General features: G+C 71.0%; 20 protein-coding genes. 11 read left to right on the forward strand and 9 right to left on the reverse strand.

Features of this window, described 5'->3' with window-relative positions; translation table 11 throughout:
* The 4 genes from meaB (at position 1) to ABZW17_RS30410 (ending at position 3,934) form a co-directional block, all read left to right on the forward strand.
* Positions 1 to 984: a methylmalonyl Co-A mutase-associated GTPase MeaB gene (gene meaB, locus ABZW17_RS30395; RefSeq protein WP_354821798.1), complete on the forward strand. Its 984-nt coding sequence runs from the start codon at positions 1 to 3 to the stop codon at positions 982 to 984.
* 49 nt (positions 985 to 1,033) lie between these two features.
* Complete coding sequence (locus tag ABZW17_RS30400) at positions 1,034 to 1,336, forward strand: hypothetical protein (protein WP_354821801.1); 303 nt, start codon at positions 1,034 to 1,036, stop codon at positions 1,334 to 1,336.
* Positions 1,337 to 1,533: 197 nt separating this feature from the next.
* On the forward strand, positions 1,534 to 2,835 hold the full coding sequence (locus ABZW17_RS30405; RefSeq protein WP_354821804.1) for an amidohydrolase: 1,302 nt from the start codon (positions 1,534 to 1,536) through the stop codon (positions 2,833 to 2,835).
* 265 nt (positions 2,836 to 3,100) lie between these two features.
* Positions 3,101 to 3,934 carry a DUF559 domain-containing protein gene (locus tag ABZW17_RS30410; protein WP_354822042.1) on the forward strand — a complete coding sequence of 278 codons (834 nt, stop codon included), beginning with the start codon at positions 3,101 to 3,103 and terminating at the stop codon, positions 3,932 to 3,934.
* Between the two features lie 84 nt (positions 3,935 to 4,018).
* Here ABZW17_RS30410 and ABZW17_RS30415 read toward each other — a convergent pair whose 3' ends face one another.
* Positions 4,019 to 4,471 (reverse strand): gamma-glutamylcyclotransferase, encoded by a 453-nt coding sequence (locus tag ABZW17_RS30415; RefSeq protein ID WP_354821807.1) that lies wholly within the window; start codon positions 4,469 to 4,471, stop codon positions 4,019 to 4,021.
* 127 nt (positions 4,472 to 4,598) lie between these two features.
* On the opposite strand from ABZW17_RS30415, the gene ABZW17_RS30420 reads away from it, so the two are divergent.
* The 5 genes from ABZW17_RS30420 to ABZW17_RS30440 all read left to right on the forward strand — a co-directional run bounded on the left by ABZW17_RS30420 (position 4,599) and on the right by ABZW17_RS30440 (position 8,974).
* Positions 4,599 to 5,999: an NAD(P)H-quinone dehydrogenase gene (locus ABZW17_RS30420; protein WP_354821810.1), complete on the forward strand. Its 1,401-nt coding sequence runs from the start codon at positions 4,599 to 4,601 to the stop codon at positions 5,997 to 5,999.
* 72 nt (positions 6,000 to 6,071) lie between these two features.
* Positions 6,072 to 6,527, forward strand: coding sequence for a hypothetical protein (locus ABZW17_RS30425; RefSeq protein WP_354821813.1), 456 nt, complete (start codon positions 6,072 to 6,074; stop codon positions 6,525 to 6,527).
* 214 nt (positions 6,528 to 6,741) lie between these two features.
* On the forward strand, positions 6,742 to 7,317 hold the full coding sequence (locus ABZW17_RS30430) for a hypothetical protein (RefSeq protein ID WP_354821816.1): 576 nt from the start codon (positions 6,742 to 6,744) through the stop codon (positions 7,315 to 7,317).
* A gap of 124 nt (positions 7,318 to 7,441) precedes the next feature.
* A complete protein-coding gene (locus tag ABZW17_RS30435) occupies positions 7,442 to 8,089 on the forward strand; it encodes a class F sortase (RefSeq protein WP_354821819.1) in 648 nt (215 codons plus the stop codon).
* Between the two features lie 81 nt (positions 8,090 to 8,170).
* Positions 8,171 to 8,974 (forward strand): VOC family protein, encoded by an 804-nt coding sequence (locus ABZW17_RS30440; protein WP_354821821.1) that lies wholly within the window; start codon positions 8,171 to 8,173, stop codon positions 8,972 to 8,974.
* A 48-nt stretch (positions 8,975 to 9,022) separates the two neighbouring features.
* Here ABZW17_RS30440 and glpK read toward each other — a convergent pair whose 3' ends face one another.
* Positions 9,023 to 10,537, reverse strand: a complete 1,515-nt coding sequence (gene glpK, locus ABZW17_RS30445) for a glycerol kinase GlpK (protein ID WP_354821824.1) — start codon at positions 10,535 to 10,537, stop codon at positions 9,023 to 9,025.
* Positions 10,538 to 10,568: 31 nt separating this feature from the next.
* Positions 10,569 to 11,321: an MIP/aquaporin family protein gene (locus tag ABZW17_RS30450; protein ID WP_354821827.1), complete on the reverse strand. Its 753-nt coding sequence runs from the start codon at positions 11,319 to 11,321 to the stop codon at positions 10,569 to 10,571.
* A gap of 235 nt (positions 11,322 to 11,556) precedes the next feature.
* Here ABZW17_RS30450 and ABZW17_RS30455 point away from each other — a divergent pair, with 235 nt between their 5' ends.
* Positions 11,557 to 13,290 (forward strand): glycerol-3-phosphate dehydrogenase/oxidase, encoded by a 1,734-nt coding sequence (locus tag ABZW17_RS30455; protein ID WP_354821830.1) that lies wholly within the window; start codon positions 11,557 to 11,559, stop codon positions 13,288 to 13,290.
* A 389-nt stretch (positions 13,291 to 13,679) separates the two neighbouring features.
* On the opposite strand, the gene ABZW17_RS30460 is transcribed toward ABZW17_RS30455, so the two are convergent.
* From ABZW17_RS30460 to ABZW17_RS30485, 6 genes are all read right to left on the reverse strand, one after another.
* Positions 13,680 to 14,210: a GNAT family N-acetyltransferase gene (locus ABZW17_RS30460; protein WP_354821833.1), complete on the reverse strand. Its 531-nt coding sequence runs from the start codon at positions 14,208 to 14,210 to the stop codon at positions 13,680 to 13,682.
* 59 nt (positions 14,211 to 14,269) lie between these two features.
* Complete coding sequence (locus ABZW17_RS30465; protein ID WP_354821836.1) at positions 14,270 to 15,295, reverse strand: hypothetical protein; 1,026 nt, start codon at positions 15,293 to 15,295, stop codon at positions 14,270 to 14,272.
* A 77-nt stretch (positions 15,296 to 15,372) separates the two neighbouring features.
* Positions 15,373 to 15,765 (reverse strand): DUF1707 domain-containing protein, encoded by a 393-nt coding sequence (locus ABZW17_RS30470; RefSeq protein WP_354821839.1) that lies wholly within the window; start codon positions 15,763 to 15,765, stop codon positions 15,373 to 15,375.
* Between the two features lie 7 nt (positions 15,766 to 15,772).
* Positions 15,773 to 16,291 carry a DUF1707 domain-containing protein gene (locus ABZW17_RS30475; RefSeq protein WP_354821842.1) on the reverse strand — a complete coding sequence of 173 codons (519 nt, stop codon included), beginning with the start codon at positions 16,289 to 16,291 and terminating at the stop codon, positions 15,773 to 15,775.
* 58 nt (positions 16,292 to 16,349) lie between these two features.
* The gene (locus ABZW17_RS30480) at positions 16,350 to 18,149 is read right to left on the reverse strand and encodes an acetyl/propionyl/methylcrotonyl-CoA carboxylase subunit alpha (protein WP_354821845.1); all 1,800 of its coding nucleotides are present in this window, start codon (positions 18,147 to 18,149) and stop codon (positions 16,350 to 16,352) included.
* 106 nt (positions 18,150 to 18,255) lie between these two features.
* Positions 18,256 to 18,531 carry an SAV_915 family protein gene (locus ABZW17_RS30485; protein WP_354821848.1) on the reverse strand — a complete coding sequence of 92 codons (276 nt, stop codon included), beginning with the start codon at positions 18,529 to 18,531 and terminating at the stop codon, positions 18,256 to 18,258.
* Between the two features lie 114 nt (positions 18,532 to 18,645).
* On the opposite strand from ABZW17_RS30485, the gene ABZW17_RS30490 reads away from it, so the two are divergent.
* A complete protein-coding gene (locus ABZW17_RS30490; protein ID WP_354821851.1) occupies positions 18,646 to 19,368 on the forward strand; it encodes a hypothetical protein in 723 nt (240 codons plus the stop codon).
* The last annotated feature ends 32 nt before the right edge of the window (positions 19,369 to 19,400 follow it).

The raw sequence follows: 19,400 nt of genomic DNA on the forward strand, positions 1-19,400 counted from the left end.
TTGCCGAGGAAGATCGACGTCACCGCCTACGCCAAGGGCGTCCTGGCGGGGGACCGCGGGACGCTGTCGAAGGCGATCACGCTGGTCGAGTCGCAGCGGGACGACCACCGGGCGCTGGCCCAGGAGCTGCTGGTCGAGCTGCTGCCGTCGGCCGGCGGCGCGCGGCGCGTCGGCATCACCGGTGTCCCCGGTGTCGGCAAGTCGACATTCATCGACCAGCTGGGCACCGACCTGACCGCCGCCGGGCACCGCGTGGCCGTGCTGGCGGTGGACCCGTCGTCGACGCGGACCGGCGGGTCGATCCTCGGCGACAAGACCCGGATGGCGCGCCTGGCGGTCGACGAACGGGCGTTCATCCGGCCGTCGCCGACGTCCGGGACGCTCGGCGGGGTCGCGCGGGCCACCCGCGAGACGATCGTGCTGATGGAGGCGGCCGGCTACGACGTCGTGCTGGTCGAGACGGTCGGGGTCGGACAGTCCGAAGTGACCGTCGCGAACATGGTGGACTGCTTCCTGTTCCTGACGCTCGCGCGGACGGGTGACCAGCTCCAGGGCATCAAGAAGGGCGTACTGGAGCTCGCCGACGTCATCGCGGTCAACAAGGCCGACGGCGACCACGAACGGGACGCGCGCCGGGCGGCTCGCGAGCTGGCGGGCGCGCTGCGGATGATCTACGGGCCCGAGGCGTCGTGGACGCCGCCGGTGCTGACCTGCAGCGGCCTGCACAACCTGCGGCTCGACGAGGTCTGGGGCGCGATCGAGCAGCACCGCGACACGCTGACGGCGTCCGGCGAGCTCGACGCGCGGCGGCGGCAGCAGCAGGTCGACTGGACCTGGGCGATGGTGCGCGAGCAACTGCTCGGTCGGCTGGCGGTGCATCCGGACGTGCGAACGGTCGTTCCCGACGTCGAACGGGCGGTGCGGGACGGTGAACTGACGGCTACCCTCGGTGCACAGCGGATCCTCGACGCGTTCGGTGGCTGACGCGCGGGCGGTCCGTGGGCAGAATGCCTGGTCGTGGCGAAAGGATGACATGGCGAAACTGCGGGGTCTGGTCCTGGTCGGGCTGCTGGGCGCGGTGCTGTTCACGGCGTCGCCGGCAGTGGCCGCGCCGGTGCGTCCGGCCGCCGTCACGGTGAGCGTGGCGCACGCTTCCCCCGGGCTGGTCCCGGCGCAGACCCAGCCACCGGGTCCGGTCCTCGACCCGGCCCAGACGGACAAGGCGAACAGCGAAAAGACCCGGAACAAGCTGGTCGCGGGCCTGATCGCGATCGTACTGCTCGGCATCGTGATCTGGGGGCGCAAGATCCGTTCGAAGCGGGCCAAGGGGTCCTGAGGTTTTCGGCTTTGCCGAAGTGGTGCACGCCGTTCAACGCAGATCCGGTACCGGCCGTCTAGGACGGCCGTTTTCGAGGCGCGGCTTGCCGCCTGCATGGTGCACGATCGTCTGCAAATGCGTACGACAGATCGATCGGCACGACGCGTGACCCCAGCCGCTGCGCGGGTTACCCGTGTTGCGGGAGGAGGTGCGGCGTGACGGTGTTGGATTCACGACCGGACGTTCCAGGCGACCCCCAAGGGCGCATCATCAACCCCATGGAGGGGTCCGAGGCGCTGATTTCCGCAGCCGGCGTAAGCATGGCTCCCGTGGAGGACCTTGGTGCGGGCCGCGGCCCGTTCTGGCTGGACGACTGGCTGCGCGCCAACGCGACCGACGTGCTCGCCTGGCGGCGGCACATCCACGCGCACCCGGAGCTGTCGCGGCACGAGTTCGCGACCACGGAACTGGTCGTCACGCTGCTGCGTTCGGTCGGGCTCAAGCCGTGGGTGCTGCCGGGCGGCACCGGCGTCGTGTGCGACATCGGCAGTGGTGAGCGGTGCGTGGCGCTGCGCGCGGACATGGACGCGCTGCCGCTGACGGAGGCGACGGGCCTGCCCTACGCGTCGACGACCGAGGGCGCGGCGCACATGTGCGGCCACGACGCCCACACGGCGATCCTGCTGGGCGCGGCCCGTGCCCTGGCCGGCGCGCCGGAGCTGCCGGGCCGGGTCCGGCTGATCTTCCAGGCGGCCGAGGAGGTCATGCCGGGCGGAGCCCTGGACATGATCGCGGCGGGCGCGCTGGAGGGTGTCGAGCGCATCTACGGCCTGCACGTCGACCCGCGGCTCGAGGTGGGCTCGGTCGGCATGCGCGTCGGCGCGCTGACGTCGGCGGCGGACCTGATCGAGCTGCGCCTGACGTCCCCGGGCGGCCACACGTCCCGTCCGCACCTGACGGCGGACCTGGTCCACGCGCTGGGCACGGTGATCACGTCCCTGCCGGCGCTGCTCTCGCGGCGCGTCGACCCGCGGTCCGGGACGGTCCTGGTGTGGGGCGCGGTCCACGCGGGCCAGGCGGCCAACGCGGTCCCGCAGGACGGCGTCCTGCGCGGCACGCTCCGGACGGCGGACCACGAGGTCTGGACGGCCCTGGAGCCGTTGGTCGCCTCCTCGGTGGAGTCCCTTCTGGCCCCGACCGGCGTCGGCTTCCAGCTGGACTACCGCCGCGGCGTCCCGCCGGTGGTCTCGGACCCGGAATCGACAGCCCTGATGCGCGCCGGCGTCGAAGCCGCCCTCGGCGAGGGCGCAGTAGCCCCGACCGAGCAGTCCTCGGGCGGCGAGGACTTCGGCTGGTACCTCGAGCACGTCCAGGGAGCCTTCGCCCGCCTCGGCGTCTGGTCCGGCCCCCCGGCCCCCCAGTCGGACATCCACCGCCCGACGTTCATCCTCGACGAGCGGTCCCTCCTCTGCGGAGTCCGAACCCTGGTCCACACCGCCCTAACCACCCTCGCGTAACCGACCGTCCAGATACGCGAGCCGACCCTCCGGGTACGCGAGCCGACCCTCCGGGTACGCGAGCCGACCCTCCGGGTACGCGAGCCGACCCTCCGGGTACGCGAGCCGACCCTCCGGGTACGCGAGTTATCCACAGGTGGGCCGAGTTGTCCACAGTTGGTGCATGAGGGGCTTTCGTCGAAAGCGGAAGCCCCTCATGCTCGATCTTGTGATCAATTGGGGAGGAAGACACGGGGCGGCTTTGCGTAGCGAAGCCGTCGAGGTGCTGGGCCAGCGAGCGCTCCGGCATGCGCTCGCCGGCGGGTTGCTGGCGCAGCCTTGGCGAGGCGTGGTGGTCCCGGCTTCGCACTCTCTCAAGCTGGCGACCCGGGCCGAGGCCGCCCTGCTTCTGGCCGGTCCGCCTGCGGTCCTTTCGGGAGCCACTTCTCTTGCCCTGCATGGAATATCAGTAGCCGAAGGGGGCGATATCCACCTCACGGTCCCCTACTCGCGGCGGGTCAGATCCAAGCCCGGACTGGTGGTGCACCAGAGTGACTACGAGCCGCACGATGTGATCGAAATCGATGGTCTGCCGACCTTCAGCCTGGACTTCGCCCTGGCCGATTTCCTCTGCCGAGGTGACAAGCCAACGGCCTTCGCGGCCGTCGAAGAGGCCATGCGCGGGCTGCCACCGGACCACCTCCGAACGCTCCGCGAGAACGTCCGGGACCGCATTCTCGACCGGGCGAGCCGCCGAGGTATCCACAGGGCGCTGTCGATGCTGGCGCTCGCCGACGGCAAGGCCGAATCGCCACCGGAGAGCATGCTGCGGCTGACCGTGGTCGAGGCCGGTCTACCGGCTCCGGAGGTGCAGTATCCGATCAACGACATCGGCGGGAGGCTGCTGTACGTGCTCGACATGGCCTGGCCCGCTCTACGGGTCGCACTCGAGTACGACGGGTTCGCCGCACACGAGGACAGGCAGGCTGCCGATGCCGAGCGGGATCGGCGGATGGCGGGTCGCGGGTGGATCACCGTCCGCGCTGCCGCCGCCGATCTGCGTGATCCAGTCCGGGTTCTGAGTGAGTTGCGCGAAGCTCTCCGGGCACGCGCTGCGTAGCTCGCGTACCTGGACGGTCGGCTGGCGTGCCTGGGCGGTCGGCTGGCGTGCCTGGGCGGTCGGTTCGCGTACCTGGGGGGTCGGTTAGCCGGTTATGCCGGAGCAGGGGCGGGTGCGGAGGTCGCCGACGTAGTCGGCTGGGGCGCCGGCCGCCTCGGCGGCGTCGGCCAGGACGCCGAGGTAGCGGGCCGAGGGGAGGCCGCCTTCGTAGGCGTCCAGGACGTAGAGCCAGGCCAGGACCGAGCCGTCCATCGTCTGGACCCGCAGGCGGATCTTCGAATGGATGCCCAGCTCGCCGCCTTCCCAGCGGTCCAGGCCGTCCTCGTCGAAGGAGGTCACGTCGTAGAGGACGACGAACACCCGTGACCCGGGGTCCTCGACGATCGTGGCCAGGGCACCTTCCCACCCCAGGTCCTCGCCGCCGAAGGTCAGGCGCCAGCCCTCCAGCCAGCCGGTGCCGGCCATCGGAGAGTGCGGCGCGCGCTCCAGCATCTGGGCGGGCTCCATGTTCGATCCGTACGCGGCATACAACGGCACGCCGACAGCGTAGCGACACCTCCCTCACCCGAGTGGACGCACTCGCCGTGTTCGCCCACTTCAGTGTCCGGACACCTTCGCCGCGTACGGTGAGAGCACCGCACGGACAGCCATGAGGAGGACCCAGGTGACCAGGATCGTGATCATGGGCGGGGGCCCGGCCGGCTACGAGGCCGCGCTGGTCGCGGCCCAGCACGGAGCCGACGTCACGATCGTCGAGCGCGACGGCCTGGGCGGTGCCTGCGTCCTCTACGACTGCGTCCCCTCGAAGACCTTCATCGCCAGCTCCGGCGCCCTGGCCAAGATGCACGACCTCGGCGAGCTCGGCATCAACACCGACCTGGCCGACACCAGCATCGACCTCCCGACCGTCCACGGCCGGGTGAAGGGCCTCGCGCTCGCCCAGTCCGCCGACATCCGCGCCCGCGTCCAGCGCGAAGGCGTCCGCGTCATCGCCGGCGAGGCGCGCTTCTGCGACGAAGAGCCCGGCCTCGCGACGCACAAGGTCGCCGTCACGACGAAGGACGGCACCGAGAAGCTGCCCGCCGACGTCGTCCTCATCGCCACCGGCGCCACTCCGCGCGTGCTGCCCGGCGCCGTGCCGGACGGCGAGCGCATCCTCGACTGGCGCCAGCTCTACGAGCTCCAGGAGCTCCCCGAGCACCTGGCCGTGATCGGCTCGGGCGTCACCGGCGCCGAGTTCGCGTCCGCCTACACCGAGATGGGCGTCAAGGTCACCGTCGTCTCCAGCCGTGACCGCGTCCTCCCGCACGAGGACGCCGACGCCGCCGCGGTGCTCGAAGAGGTCTTCTCGCAGCGCGGCACGACAGTCGCGAAGCAGGCGCGCGCCGACCGCGTCGAGCGCACCGAGAAGGGCGTCGAGATCCACCTCGCCGACGGCCGCGTGATCGAAGCCAGCCACGCGCTGATGACCGTCGGGTCGGTCCCGAACACCCAGGACGTCGGCCTCGACAAGGTCGGCATCGAGCCCGGCCCCGGCGGGTTCATCACCGTCGACCGCGTTTCGCGCACCTCCGTTCCCGGGATCTACGCCGCCGGCGACTGCACCGGCGTGCTCATGCTCGCCTCGGTGGCGAGCATGCAGGGCCGCATCGCGATGTGGCACGCGCTGGGCGAGGGCGTCGCGCCGATCAAGCTCAAGACCGTCGCCGCCAACGTGTTCACCCACCCGGAGATCGCCACCGTCGGCATCAGCCAGCAGGCGATCGACTCCGGCGAGGTGCCCGCGCGCACCATCATGCTGCCTCTGGCCACCAACGCGCGCGCGAAGATGGAGGGCCTCCGCCGAGGCTTCGTGAAGCTGTTCTGCCGCCCCGCCACCGGCGTGGTCGTCGGTGGAGTCGTCGTGGCGCCGCAGGCGAGCGAGCTCATCCTTCCCATCGCGCTCGCCGTCCAGAACCAGCTCACAGTGGACCACCTGGCACTGACATTTTCGGTGTACCCGTCGCTCTCGGGCTCGATCACCGAGGCCGGGCGCCAGCTCATGCGCCACGACGATCTCGACTGATTCCGTACGCAACCCGTCGCGCCCCGTCGCGTCTTGTCGGTTGTAAGGCTGAAGGACGCGAAGGGTGTGAAGGTGCGCAAGACGGTGTTTTTCGTTGCGGCAGCGGTGTTCGGGGCGACGGCGCTGGCGGGGCCGGCGATGGCGCAGAGCACCAGCACCGCGGCCGCCCCGAGCCCCGCCGCCGGCAAGGTCCAGCTCAACGTCAACACCGCGATCAACCAGACGCTGGTGGACAAGTACGTCCGTGACGCGCCGAACGTCGCACTGGCCAAGTGTGACGGCGCTTCGCCGAAGTTCGCCTCGCCGGTGCTGAGCTTCTCCAACTACACCCCCGGCCCGTTCATGGGCACGGACGCGAACATCAGCGCCGACGTCGAGCTGAAGCCCGGCACCGGTGCGGGGTCGTACCCGCTGACGGTCACCTGCGGCGGCCAGACGTACAGCACCCAGTTCACGGTGCCCGCCGCCCAGGTCGCGAAGGTGCCGTCCGGGGCCGCGAAAGCGGGCGACGGCAGCATGGCCGACTGAATTCCCGAAACGCCACGACCACCCCGGAGCCGCACTCCGGGGTGGTTTTTTCATGGGTTCCCGACGAAGTTTTTCGCGACGTTTTCGTGACCTTCACGCGCAACCCTTCGCAGGTGGAGACGTCTTTGGGAGCGTAGGTGAACGGGCAAGGCCGATGCAGGGGGAACTGCGGACGGCACCCGTTTCCGAGTGCGTAATCCATTGGGGAGAACTAATGAAGAACACCGTTGTCGTCGCCGGCGTCGCCGCCGCTTTCGCGATTCTCGCGCCCGCCACGGCGCTCGCGGCCACGCCCACCACGACGCCGTCCGCACCCACCACCACGCCGGCCACGCCGTCGGCCACGCCCACCGCCACCCAGCCGGAGTACCCGGAAGGCCCGCTGACCCGGATCACCCGGCTGCTGCGGGTGGCGCCGGCCAAGGCGCTGCCGGGCGCGCACGTGAAGCTCGACTTCGCCTGCCAGACCCGCGGTCCGGAGGAGGAGGTCGTCGTGCAGTCGGCGGCGCTCGTCTTCCCCAAGCCCGGCAACTACGCCGCCGCCGAGGTGCAGAACGTCAAGCCGGGCAAGTACCGCGTCACGCTGCACTGCGGCCCGGAGACCTACACCGTGCCGTTCGAGGTCCTCTCGGCCGCGAAGCAGGTCGCCAAGGTGCCCTCCGGCGCCCCGCAGACCGGCGGGACCGACGGCCCCGCCGACAGCGGCCCGCTCGCGGCCGCGGCCGCCATGGGCGTCCTCGCCGTCGGGGGCGGCGGGCTGCTGCTCGCCCGCCGGGCCCGCCGGCGCTGAGCGGGGGGAGGCCCGCTCCGGGGCAGGGGCGCCGGAGCGGGCCGTCCGCGGAGGTACCGTCGGGGCCCACCCGCTCGGTCCACCCGGACGTGTGAACTTCCAGGCGCCGGTCACGGGGGAGAACATGACGACGAGGATCACGAACAGACGGGGTGTGCTGATCACCCTCGCCATCGCGCTGCTGGCGGTACTGGCGGTGCTGGCCCTGACGCTCGGCGGCGGGCCGGGGCCGTCCGCCGCGCAACCGCCGCCCGCGCAGCCGGTCGCCGCGGTCCCGCAGCCGCGGAGCGAAAGCCGGGACGCCGTCGCGGCGATGCCCAGGTCCGAGCCCGTTTCGATCGACATCCCGAAGATCGGCGCCCGCTCGTCGCTGGTGCCGCTCGGGCTCAACCCGGACAACACCGTCCAGGTGCCGCCGGTGACCACGCCGCTGCAGGCGGGCTGGTACACCTACGCGCCGACGCCGGGCGAGGTCGGCCCGGCCGTCGTCCTCGGCCACGTCGACGGCAACCACCAGAAGGGGATTTTCTTCCGGCTCAAGGAACTCGCCGCCGGCGACCGCGTCTCGATCGCCCGCACGGACGGCACCAACGCGGTGTTCGAGGTGACGAAGGTGCACCAGGTGCCGAAGAAGGACTTCGAGGCCGAAGGCGTGTACGACGACACGGCCGGCCCCGAACTGCGGCTGATCACCTGCGGCGGCGTCTTCGACCGGAGCGCGCACAACTACGTCGACAACATCGTCGTCTACGCCCGGCTGGTCAGCGGCTGATTTTCGGTTTTTGTCGGTGCCCGGTGCCAGACTGTGGCGGTCGTCACCGGACGGTGGCGTGGACGAGGGTTGGGAGTCGACATGGTGTTCCGGGAAGAAAGATGGCCCGACGGCACACCCAGCTGGGTGGACCTGATGGTGCCCGACCAGGCGAAGGCGATCGCCTTCTACAGCGGCCTGTTCGGCTGGGACGTTCAGCGGGGCGGTGAGGAGACCGGCTTCTACGGCATGGCGGAGCTGCGGGGGCGCCCGGTCGCCGGGATCGGCCAGACCCCACCGGGCCAGGACATCCCGCCGGTCTGGACGACCTACCTCGCGGTATCCGATGTGGACCGCACGGTCACGGCGATCACCGAGGCCGGCGGGCAGGTCGTGATGCCGGTGATGGAGGTGATGAAGGAGGGCCGGATGGCCGTCGTCGCCGATCCGGCGGGCGCGGTCTTCGGGCTCTGGGAAGCCGGCCACCACCTCGGCACGCAGGTCACCGCGGCGCCGGGCACCCTGGCCTGGAACGAGTGCATGAGCCGCGGCTTCCCGGCGGCGAAGCCGTTCTACGAAGAGGTCTTCGGCTACGGCTTCCAGGACATCTCGAGCGACGAGTTCACGTACGCGGTGCTGCTGATCGACGGGCGGCCGGTCGGCGGCCTCGGTGGCCTGCCGGATTCGGTGCCGGCCGAGGTGCCGTCGCACTGGCTGGCCTACTTCTGGGTACCGGACGCCGACGCGGCCGCGGCCAGGGTCACCGAGCTGGGCGGCACGGTGCAGGGGAAGGCGTTCGACTCGCCGTACGGGCGGCAGGTGCGGGTCACGGACGACCAGGGCGTGCCGTTCCTGGTCATCGCGCCCAACGAGCAGTCCGGCGAGCCGGAGGGCTGGGAAGTGTGAGCGGGCGGGCCGGGAGCGCCGCAGGGCGGCACCCCCGGCCCTCGCCGGTCAGTCCTCTTCGGATACCCAGTCGAAGGTCTTGGTGACGGCCTTCTTCCAGTTGCGGTACTCGCGCTCGCGGCGGGCGTCGTCCATCGACGGATCCCACTGCTTGTCCTGAGCCCAGTTGGTGCGGATGTCGTCCTCGGACTTCCAGAACCCGACGGCGAGGCCGGCGGCGTACGCGGCACCCAGCGCGGTGGTCTCGTTGACCACCGGGCGGATCACCGGCACGCCGAGGATGTCGGCCTGGAACTGCATGAGCAGCTCGTTGACGACCATGCCGCCGTCGACCTTGAGGGAGGTGAGGGCGACGCCGGAGTCGGCGTTCATCGCGTCGATGACCTCGCGGGACTGGAAGGCGGTCGCCTCCAGCACCGCGCGGGCGAGGTGCCCCTTGTTGACGAACCGGGTGAGCCCGACGATCGCGCCGCGAGCGTCGGATCGCCAGTAAGGAGCGAACAGACCCGAGAACGCCGGGACGAAGTACGCGCCGCCGTTGTCCTCGACGCTGCGCGCGTGCTCCTCGATCTCGGCCGCGGTCGCGATCATGCCGAGGTTGTCGCGCAGCCACTGCACCAGCGAACCGGTGACGGCGATGGAGCCTTCCAGCGCGTAGACCGTGTCGTTCGAGCCGATCTTGTAGCAGACCGTGGTGAGCAGCCCGTTCTGCGACATCACCTTTTCGGTGCCGGTGTTGAGCAGCATGAAGTTGCCGGTGCCGTAGGTGTTCTTGGCTTCGCCGGGCGAAAGGCACGCCTGGCCGAACGTCGCGGCCTGCTGGTCGCCCAGGATGCCCGCGATCGGGACGCCGGCCAGCGCGCCCTTCTCGCGGACCTTGCCGTACTCCTCGGAGGAGGAGCGGATCTCCGGCAGCATCGAAAGGGGGATGCCCATCTCGCCGGCGATCTCGGCGTCCCACTGCAGGGTGTCGAGGTCCATCAGCATGGTGCGGGAGGCGTTGGTCGGGTCGGTGGCGTGCACGCCACCGTCGGTCCCGCCGGTCATGTTCCACAGCACCCAGGTGTCCATGTTGCCGAAGATCAGGTCACCGGCCTCGGCCTTCTCGCGCGCGCCTTCGACGTTGTCCAGGATCCACTTGATCTTGGGCCCGGAGAAGTAGGTCGCGAGCGGGAGGCCGACCTTGTCGCGGTAGCGCTCCTGGCCGCCGCCGAGGTTGCCGAGCTCGGTGACGATCTTGTCGGTGCGGGTGTCCTGCCAGACGATCGCGTTGTACACCGGCGTGCCGGTCGTCTTGTCCCAGACGAGCGCGGTCTCGCGCTGGTTGGTGATGCCGACGGCGGCGATGTCCTTAGCGGTCAGATCCGCCTTGGCGAGCGCGCCGGCGGCGACCCGGCGCGTGTTCTCCCAGATCTCCTCCGCGTTGTGCTCGACCCAGCCGGCGCGGGGGAAGATCTGCTCGTGCTCACGCTGGTCGACCGAGACGACGCGGCCTTCGTGGTTGAAGATCATGCACCGGGTGGACGTGGTGCCCTGGTCGATCGCGGCTACGTACGAAGTCATGTGTGCTCCCGGAATTCCGACGGACGGGCGATCAGGTCAGGTTGTGGACGGCGAGGTACAGCAGGGCGGCCAGGGCGCCGCCGGCCAGCGGGCCGACGACCGGGATCCACGAGTAGCCCCAGTTGGCGTTGGCCTTGTTCTTGATCGGCAGAAGGAACGCGTACGCGATCCGCGGGCCGAGGTCGCGGGCCGGGTTGATGGCGTAGCCCGTCGGCCCGCCGAGGGAGGTACCGATCACGAGCACCACGAACGAGACGCCCGCGTAGCCCAGTGCGGAGTTGCCGAAGGTCGGCACGCCGTCCGGCGACATGGCCGCGGCGACCGGGCTGAGCAGGATCCAGGCGACCAGGACGAAGGTGCCGATGACCTCGGTGACGAGGTTCCAGGCGGTGTTGGCGATCTGCGGCGCGGTGGAGAAGATGCCGAGCGTGTTCTCGGGCTCGGGGTGGTCGTCGAACTGCAGCTTGTAGGCGGCCCAGCAGAGCACGGCGCCGAGGATGGCGCCGGCGAACTGGCCGATGAAGTAGAACGGGACGTCCGCCCACTTCGTCTTGTCGGCGATGGCGAGGCCGAGCGTCACGGCCGGGTTGAGGTGGGCCCCGCTGGGGGCGGCGATGCTGGCGCCGGTGAAGACGGCGAACGCCCAGCCGAAGTTGATGAACAGGAAGCCCGCGTTGTGTCCGTTGTTCTTACGGAGCACGTGGTTGGCGACGACACCGTTGCCGAGCAGGATCAGCGCGGCCGTTCCCAGTAGTTCCCAGACGATTATTGCTCCAGCACTCACCGCTGCACCTCCACACTGGACAATCTGCGCAGGGTCGATCACGGCGTGCCACGGCACCGTTGCCGACCCACGTCCGGGCGACGTTACCGGGGCGTAGAAGCTACTTCCAAGCACCGGAGAGCCGAATCTTTTCAAGATCGCGGAGGGTTACGCCACAAGTGTCATCCGTGGACGGGCGGATGATCACCGGGTCGTGCGATGCTGGAAGCCTCGCCGGCACGAGGAGGAATGTCACGTGGCGCAGCACGCAGCGGAGACGAACCCGGCTCGACTGGGCCCGGTCAAGCGGGAAGAGACGTGGCAGCGGCTCGGCAAGGAGACGTTCGACCTCGTCGTCATCGGCGGCGGGGTCGTCGGCGCGGGGACGGCGCTCGACGCGGCGACGCGCGGGCTGCGGGTCGCGCTCGTCGAGGCCCGCGACCTGGCGTCCGGAACGTCGAGCCGGTCGAGCAAGCTCTTCCACGGTGGCCTGCGGTACCTGGAGCAGCTCGAATTCGGCCTGGTGCGGGAGGCGCTGCGCGAGCGCGAGCTGATGCTGACGACGATCGCGCCGCACCTGGTGAAGCCGGTCAGCTTCCTCTACCCGCTGACGCGCCGCGTGTGGGAGCGGCCGTACACCGCGGCGGGCCTGCTGATGTACGACACGATGGGCGGCGCCCGCAGCGTCCCCGGCCAGAAGCACCTGACCAGGGCGGGCGCCCTGCGGATGGTGCCGGCCCTCAAGCGCTCCGCGCTGATCGGCGGCATCCGCTACTACGACGCGCAGTCCGACGACGCCCGCCACACGATGACGGTGGCGCGCACCGCGGCGCACTACGGCGCGGTGGTGCGGACGTCGACCCAGGTCGTCGGGTTCCTGCGCGAAGCCGACCGGGTGTCGGGCGTGCGCGTGCGCGACGTCGAGGACGGCCGCGAAACGGAGATCTCGGCGGCCGCGGTGATCAACTGCACCGGCGTCTGGACCGACGAGCTGCAACGGCTGTCCGGCGGCCGGGGCCGGTTCCGGGTGCGGGCGAGCAAGGGCGTGCACATCGTGGTGCCGCGCGACCGGATCGTCTCGGAGTCGGGGATGATCCTGCGCACCGAGAAGTCGGTGCTGTTCGTGATCCCCTGGCGCAACCACTGGATCGTCGGCACGACGGACACGGACTGGAACCTCGACCTGGCCCACCCGGCGGCGACGAAGCACGACATCGACTACATCCTCGAGCACGTCAACACGGTCCTGGCGACACCGCTGACGCATGACGACATCGAAGGCGTGTACGCGGGCCTTCGCCCGTTGCTGGCGGGGGAGAGCGAAGAGACGTCGAAGCTCTCGCGCGAGCACGCGGTGGCCCGTGTGGCCCCGGGCCTGGTGGCGATCGCGGGCGGCAAGTACACGACGTATCGGGTGATGGCGGCGGACGCGGTCGACGCGGCGGCGGTGGACCTGCCGGGCCGGTCCCAGCCGTCGATCACGGACAAGGTCCCCCTACTCGGCGCGGACGGCTACCACGCACTGGTCAACCAGGCCGACCACCTGGCGGCCGAGCACGGGCTGCACCCCTACCGGGTGAGGCACCTGCTGGACCGTTACGGCTCACTGGTCCACGAGGTCCTGGCATCGGCGGAGGGCCGCCCGGAGCTCCTGAAGCCGATCGAGCACGCCCCGGACTACCTGGGGGTGGAGGTGGTGTACGCGGCTTCGCACGAGGGGGCGCTGCACCTGGAGGACGTCCTGGCCCGCCGGACACGCATCTCGATCGAGTACGCCCACCGGGGGGTGGACTGCGCCGCACAGGTCGCAGCCCTGGTCGGCGAGGTCCTCGGGTGGTCACCCGAAACGGTGAAGCGGGAGATCGAGGTGTACCGGGCGCGGGTGGAGGCGGAGCGCAAGTCCCAGTCCCAGCCGAGCGACGAGGCAGCGGACGCCTTGAGGTCGGCTGCCCCGGAGGCGCGGGCGGGGATCGTGGAGCCGGTGAGCTGAGTGGGTTGTCCACAGGGCGGCCGCCTTGTGGACAACCGACGCTGACGGGCGCCTTCGGACCGGGTTTTGTCCGAGGGCGCCGATAGGCTGATCTCGGGGGGCGCCCCGAGGAGAAAGGTGCGGATTCGCGGCAAACCGCGGAGATTCGCCTTTGGCGGGTGGGCTTCCGGCCCAGGTGGGGTACCGGCGACTTTCGGATCGCGGTGACCGGTCATTCGCGGGCCGGGCCGCGGCTCGCCGGGGCCTGATCTCGCCCCAAGCCCGGCAGTGGACCACATCCGAACCCCGCCGATCGCGGTGGATCCGCAAGGCCGGGCCGCTCGACCAGCCACAATCCCGGCCGCCGGCCAAGGGCCGACCCCGGCCCGACGCCGCCGACGATCGAGTGGTCAGGACGTTCGGTGCCAGCGGATCAGCCGTTCCCCCGTCGCGGCTCGCTCCGCCTCCGGGCCGATCAACGTGAACCCGCACCGCTGCGCCACCACCGCCGAGGCCGTGTTGCTCTCCTCGTACCGGTAACTCACCTCGGCCAGCCCCAGCCCTCCGAAGCCGAAGCGGAGTGCCGCGTTCAACGCCGTTGTTGCGATGCCCTTGCCTCGCTCGGCCGGGTGGACCCAGATCGTCGCCTCTGCGTACGCCGCGTTCACATCGAGCTCGCGCAGGCCCACCTCGCCCAGCAACCTGCCTGACGTCGGCTCCGCGATCGCCCACGAACAACGCTCGTCGCCGGCCCACTGGGCCGCTCGCAGAGCCACGTACTCCGTTGCCTCGTCCAGCGTTCGCAGCCGGTAGTTCAACACGTACTTGCGGTGCGTCGGGTCCGCGAACGCCTCCATCAGGACCCTGCGGTCGTCGATGTGCCGGTCGGCGCGCAGCTGGCGCAGGTAGTACGTGCCCGCGTTGATCTCCACCGGTTCCACTCCGCCCAGCCTAGCCAGGCCGGGAGCGCGCCGCCCCCGGCCTGGCGATCAACGGCCGCTCACGGGGTGAAACGCCAGATCACCGGCACTCCGCCCTCGTCGAGCGGGCCGTTGGAGGCCCAGCCCGTGAACACCCCGTCGTCGGTGACGTGGCTTGCCAGGTAGCTCGGGTATGTGCCCGGCTGCTTCAGCTCGCCCGCCGGGGTTGTTCCGCGCCACGCGATCGGCTTGTGCTGGAACGAGCCCGGGATCGGGGCCTGGCCCGCCGTCAGGCCGCCCACGTTCAGGTCGGCCGCGTAGTCGCCGCCGGTCAGGGCGACCGGTGCCTCCGGGGTGGTCCAGCGGATCGCCTGCGACGCGTTCGCGTTCGACGCGAACCCGACCACCACGCCGTTGCGGATCGCCGAACCGTGCGGGTTCGAGAAGCCCGGGATGTCCGCGAGCGGGCGGCTCACGCCGTTCTTCCAGACGATGTCGCGCGCGAACCCGCTGAACAGGATCGTGCCGTCGTCGTCGATGTCGGTCACGTTGTCCGCGCCGGACGGCAGCGGGAACACCGTGGGCGCGGCCGCGCCCGCCGGCCAGACCGCCGCCGCGTTGTCCGCCGGGTTGTCGGTGAAGACCATGCCGACCGCGTCACCCTGCCGGTTGACCGCGCGGATCTCGAACGACCGGTAGCCCGGCGGGTTGTCGCGGAAGTGGAAACCCGTGCCGTCGAGGACGAACATCCGGTGGTCGTCGGTGTCGTAGTCGAGCGCCTCGCCGTAGATCCGGCCCGCGCTGTCCTCCCCCTCGGCCATCGCCCACTCGAAACCCGCCGGCACGCCGCGAAGCGTCGGCTTGCCCCCGCGCCAGCTGATCACCTGCAGTTTGTCCCCCACGATGAACGACCCGGTGTATTCGCCGTGGCCGTCCGAAGCGTGCAGGTAGCCGTGCCCCGCGGGGTCGGCTCCGGCCGGCAACGGCAGCAGCGTCGGCTGCCAGCCCAGCCGGCCCGTCGCGGCCTGCGCCGGCCCGGTCGCCAGCGCCGCGGCCGCGAGCACGACCGCGGCCAGCACCCCCGACCGCGTCCACATCCTGTTCATGGCTTTCCTCCCTTTCCCCCGACCTGCGTGATCACCACGCCGGAACGCGGGAGCAGGTTGCCCGGCAAAGGGAGTAATCAGCGACGGCGGCGGCGGGCCCCGGCGATCATCGCGACGACCAGCGGCAGCGCCACCGAGATGATCAGCAGCCGGCCGCGGGACAGGATCAGCACGGCGATCGCGAGGACGATGGCGATCGGGACCGCGCCCGCGGTCAGGAAGCGCACCAGCGCGCCGTCGTCCTGGAGCACGGGCACCTGTGGCGCCGAGACGCCGTTGAGCAACGCGCTCGGGCGGGGCGAGGGGAGGTCGTCGAACAGGGGGACGAGCTCGCTGACCCGCTTGGCGGCGGTCACCTTCGCGGACCGGGTGCCGTACTCGTCGATGTCGAGCCGTCCGGTGCGGACGTGCTCTTCGAGGACGTCCAGGGCGTCCTGGCGTTCGGCGTCGCTCAGCCGCATGTCGCCCACGACGGGTTCAGCGGCCCAGCTCGCGCCGGTAGGAGTCACGCAGTTCGCGGCGGCGCTGCCGGTCACGCAGGTGCCGGTCGTGGCGGTCCGGGCGGTGCCCGTGGCCCCACATCGCGCGGCCGAACATGCTCAGCCCGATCGGGATCAGGATCAGCGTCCCGTGCACCACGCCGCTGGCGATCAACGCGATCGTCGCGATCCAGACCAGCGGGATGAACGCGGCCACGAACCGCTGCGACGACGACCAGCCCACCGGAGCCGCCGGCCGCGGTGCGGGCTCGGCCGCCGGCTCGGGGGTCGTGACGGCCGCCTTCGGAACGTCTTCGTACCGCGGGTGCGGCGCCGGCAGGTCGGCGAAGATCTCGCCCAGTTCGCCGCGGGTCTTGGCCGCGGTGATCCGGGCCGAGCGCTCGCCGTACTCGTCGATGTCGATCCGCCCCGCGGTCATGTGCTCACCGAGCGCGGACAGTGCGGTCTCGCGGTTCTGGTCGCTGATCCGCAGCTGCGGAGACGGGACTTCGGTCACGTAGTCGATGGTAGGCCGCCCCGGGGGCGGCCCACCACGACATCTGTAACGAACTGCGCTACTTGATCTCGAGAAGCTGCGTGCCCTGCGTCACGGCGGCGCCGACCTCGACCGAAAGGCCGGTGACGGTGCCCGCTTTGTGGGCGGTGACCGGGTTCTCCATCTTCATCGCCTCGAGCACGACGATCAGCTCGCCGGCTTCCACCGACTGGCCCTCTTCGACGGCGACCTTCACGATCGTGCCCTGCATCGGCGCCGTGACGGCGTCGCCGCTCACCGCGGCCTTGGTGCCGCCGGCGCGCTTGCGCGGCTTGGCCTTGACGGCCGTGCTGCCGCCGCCCCCACCGCTGCCTTCGAACGCGAAGCCGCCCGGCAGGGACACTTCCAGGCGCCGCCCGCCGACCTCGACCACGACGTTCTGCCGCGGCTCTTCCTCGGCGGCTTCGATGTCGGGCGCCACGAACGGCTCGATCTTGTTGTCGAACTCCGTCTCGATCCAGCGCGTGTGCACGCTGAAGCCGTTCTCGTCGCCGATGAACGCCGGGTCGTCGACGATCACGCGGTCGAACGGCAGGACCGTCGCCATGCCTTCGACGACCATCTCGGCCAGCGCCCGGCGGCTGCGCTCCAGCGCGTTGTTCCGGTCCGAACCCGTGACGATCAGCTTGGCCAGCATCGAGTCGAACTGCCCGCCGATCACGCTGCCCGACTCGACACCGGAGTCGACGCGCACGCCGGGGCCGCTCGGCGCGACGAACTTCGTCACCGTGCCCGGCGCGGGCAGGAAGCCGCGGCCGGCGTCCTCGCCGTTGATGCGGAACTCGATCGAGTGCCCGCGGGGTTCGGGATCGGTGGTGATCCGCAGCTTCTCGCCGCGCGCGATGCGGAACATCTCGCGCACCAGGTCCAGGCCGGTCGTCTCCTCCGACACCGGGTGCTCGACCTGCAGCCGCGTGTTGACCTCCAGGAACGAGATCGTCCCGTCGGTGGCGACGAGGTACTCGACCGTGCCGGCGCCGTAGTAGCCGGCTTCCTTGCAGATCGCCTTCGCCGACTCGTGGATGCGCTTGCGCTGCTCGTCGTTCAGGAACGGCGCGGGCGCCTCCTCGACGAGCTTCTGGTGGCGGCGCTGCAGCGAGCAGTCGCGGGTGCCGACGACGATCGCGTTGCCGTGCATGTCGGCCAGGACCTGGGCTTCGACGTGCCGCGGCTTGTCGAGGTAGCGCTCGACGAAGCACTCGCCGCGGCCGAACGCGGCGACCGCCTCGCGGGTGGCCGACTCGAACAGCTCGGGGATCTCTTCGCGGGTGCGCGCGACCTTCAGGCCACGCCCACCGCCGCCGAACGCGGCCTTGATGGCCACCGGCAGGCCGTACTCGTCGGCGAACGCGACGATCTCGGCGGCGTCCTTGGCCGGCTCCTTCGTGCCCGGCACCAGCGGCGCGCCCGCGCGCATCGCGATGTGGCGGGCGGTGACCTTGTCGCCGAGGTCGCGGATGGCCTGCGGGCTCGGCCCGATCCAGGTCAGCCCGGCGTCGAGGACGGCCTGGGCGAAGTCCGCGTTTTCGGAGAGGAAGCCGTAGCCCGGGTGCACCGAGTCGGCGCCCGAGCGCTTGGCCGCGTCCAGGAGCTTGTCGAAGTTCAGGTAACTCTCGGCCGCCGTGGTGCCGCCGAGCGCGAAGGCTTCGTCGGCCAAGCGGACGTGGGGCGCATCGCGGTCCGGATCGGCGTACACCGCGACGCTGGCCAGCCCGGCGTCCTTGGCGGCTCTGATCACGCGTACCGCGATTTCGCCACGGTTGGCGACCAGGATCCTGGTCACCGGACCACCCGTGGATTCGCCGACCTGCTCGGCCACCCCGCACCTCCTGCGTCCGACAGCTGCATTGCTGACCGCCCACGCGGCATCTGGGAAGTCTACGGATATGACGTCGGGAGTCTCTTGAGTGAGAGGTGAACCACGCTCAGACGTGGTGCCGCAGCTCCTCGGGCAGGGGCGAGTCGAGCACGATCACGTCGTACGGGTTCGCCGCGTGGACCTTCGCCAGGTGCTCGGTGTTCACCAGCGCCCACGGCTGGTGCTCGCCGCAGCAGTCGATCAGCCGGTCCAACGCGGTGAACGCGACCAGCGCGGTACGGCCGTCCGGCGTGCGGCGCAGCTCGATCGACGCGCCTTCGGCCTCGGGGTCGACCGGGCCGGTCGGCAGGTACAGGGCGGGCGGCAGGTTCGGGTTCGTCACCGGGACAACATAGACGGACACCCTCCGCTATGTGTGACCCCGTCGGGTTGAACCGGCCACACCGCAACGGGGCGCTGCCGACACACGCGCGCGAAGCGGCTTACGCTCTGTCTTATGCGGACTACGGCAGCGCGGACGCCCCGGTCGGCGCTGCTCACCGCGGTGCTGGCCGCGGTGGTGACCGTCGGCGCGATCGGCGCGGTGTTCCTGCTGCGGCCGCGGCCCGAGGCCCCGGCGGGCGTGGCCGAGCCCGCGGGCGCGCCGGTGATACCCGCCGTGACCTGCGGTGGCGGGCCCTGCCGCCAGCTCGCGGCGGTCACCGTCGGGGGCACGCCGGTGGTGCTGCTGACCGACACCGCGGGCGGTTCGGCGCGGCTGCGCGTCGGGCCCGAGCCGGGCACGGTGTTCGAGCTGTCGATCGCCCAGCTCGGCGTGCGGCTGGACCAGAACTCGCTGCGCTGCATCGACGGCCCGGCCCCGGCGTGCCTGGTCCGCGGCGACGTCGGCGACGACGGCACGGCCGCGTACGGCGAGCTGCTCGTCGGCAGCGGGGGAGTGTGGCGCGACCCGGGCAAGCCGTTCTACGCGGACGCCGGGACGCTGTCGCTCTACGACGTCACGGCCGACGCCAGCCCCGACGTGATCGTGGTCCGCCACGACTGCCCGGACTCCGCGTCCGGCACCCCGAAGTGCACGACGGCGCCGGTGCTCGGCGAGGTGTACGACCTGTCGGGCCGCTCGGTGGGCTGCACGCGGCGGGTGACGTCGCCGTCGGACCTGCGCGGCTGGCCTGACATCCGCCTGACCCGCGCCGACCTGCGCACCTGCCCGTCCTGAAAGCCGTGAAGGCCGCTCGAAGCGGCCTTCAC

Source organism: Amycolatopsis sp. NPDC004625, assembly GCF_040609695.1.
GTDB lineage: Bacteria > Actinomycetota > Actinomycetes > Mycobacteriales > Pseudonocardiaceae > Amycolatopsis.

Excerpts from the sequence above, each read along its gene's own strand:
- ABZW17_RS30435 (WP_354821819.1), top strand. The coding sequence starts at position 7,442 with ATGACGACGAGGATCACGAACAGACGGGGTGTGCTGATCACCCTCGCC.
- glpK (WP_354821824.1), bottom strand. The coding sequence starts at position 10,537 with ATGACTTCGTACGTAGCCGCGATCGACCAGGGCACCACGTCCACCCGG.
- ABZW17_RS30465 (WP_354821836.1), bottom strand. The coding sequence starts at position 15,295 with ATGAACAGGATGTGGACGCGGTCGGGGGTGCTGGCCGCGGTCGTGCTC.
- ABZW17_RS30400 (WP_354821801.1), top strand. The coding sequence starts at position 1,034 with ATGGCGAAACTGCGGGGTCTGGTCCTGGTCGGGCTGCTGGGCGCGGTG.
- ABZW17_RS30430 (WP_354821816.1), top strand. The coding sequence starts at position 6,742 with ATGAAGAACACCGTTGTCGTCGCCGGCGTCGCCGCCGCTTTCGCGATT.
- ABZW17_RS30440 (WP_354821821.1), top strand. The coding sequence starts at position 8,171 with ATGGTGTTCCGGGAAGAAAGATGGCCCGACGGCACACCCAGCTGGGTG.
- ABZW17_RS30490 (WP_354821851.1), top strand. The coding sequence starts at position 18,646 with ATGCGGACTACGGCAGCGCGGACGCCCCGGTCGGCGCTGCTCACCGCG.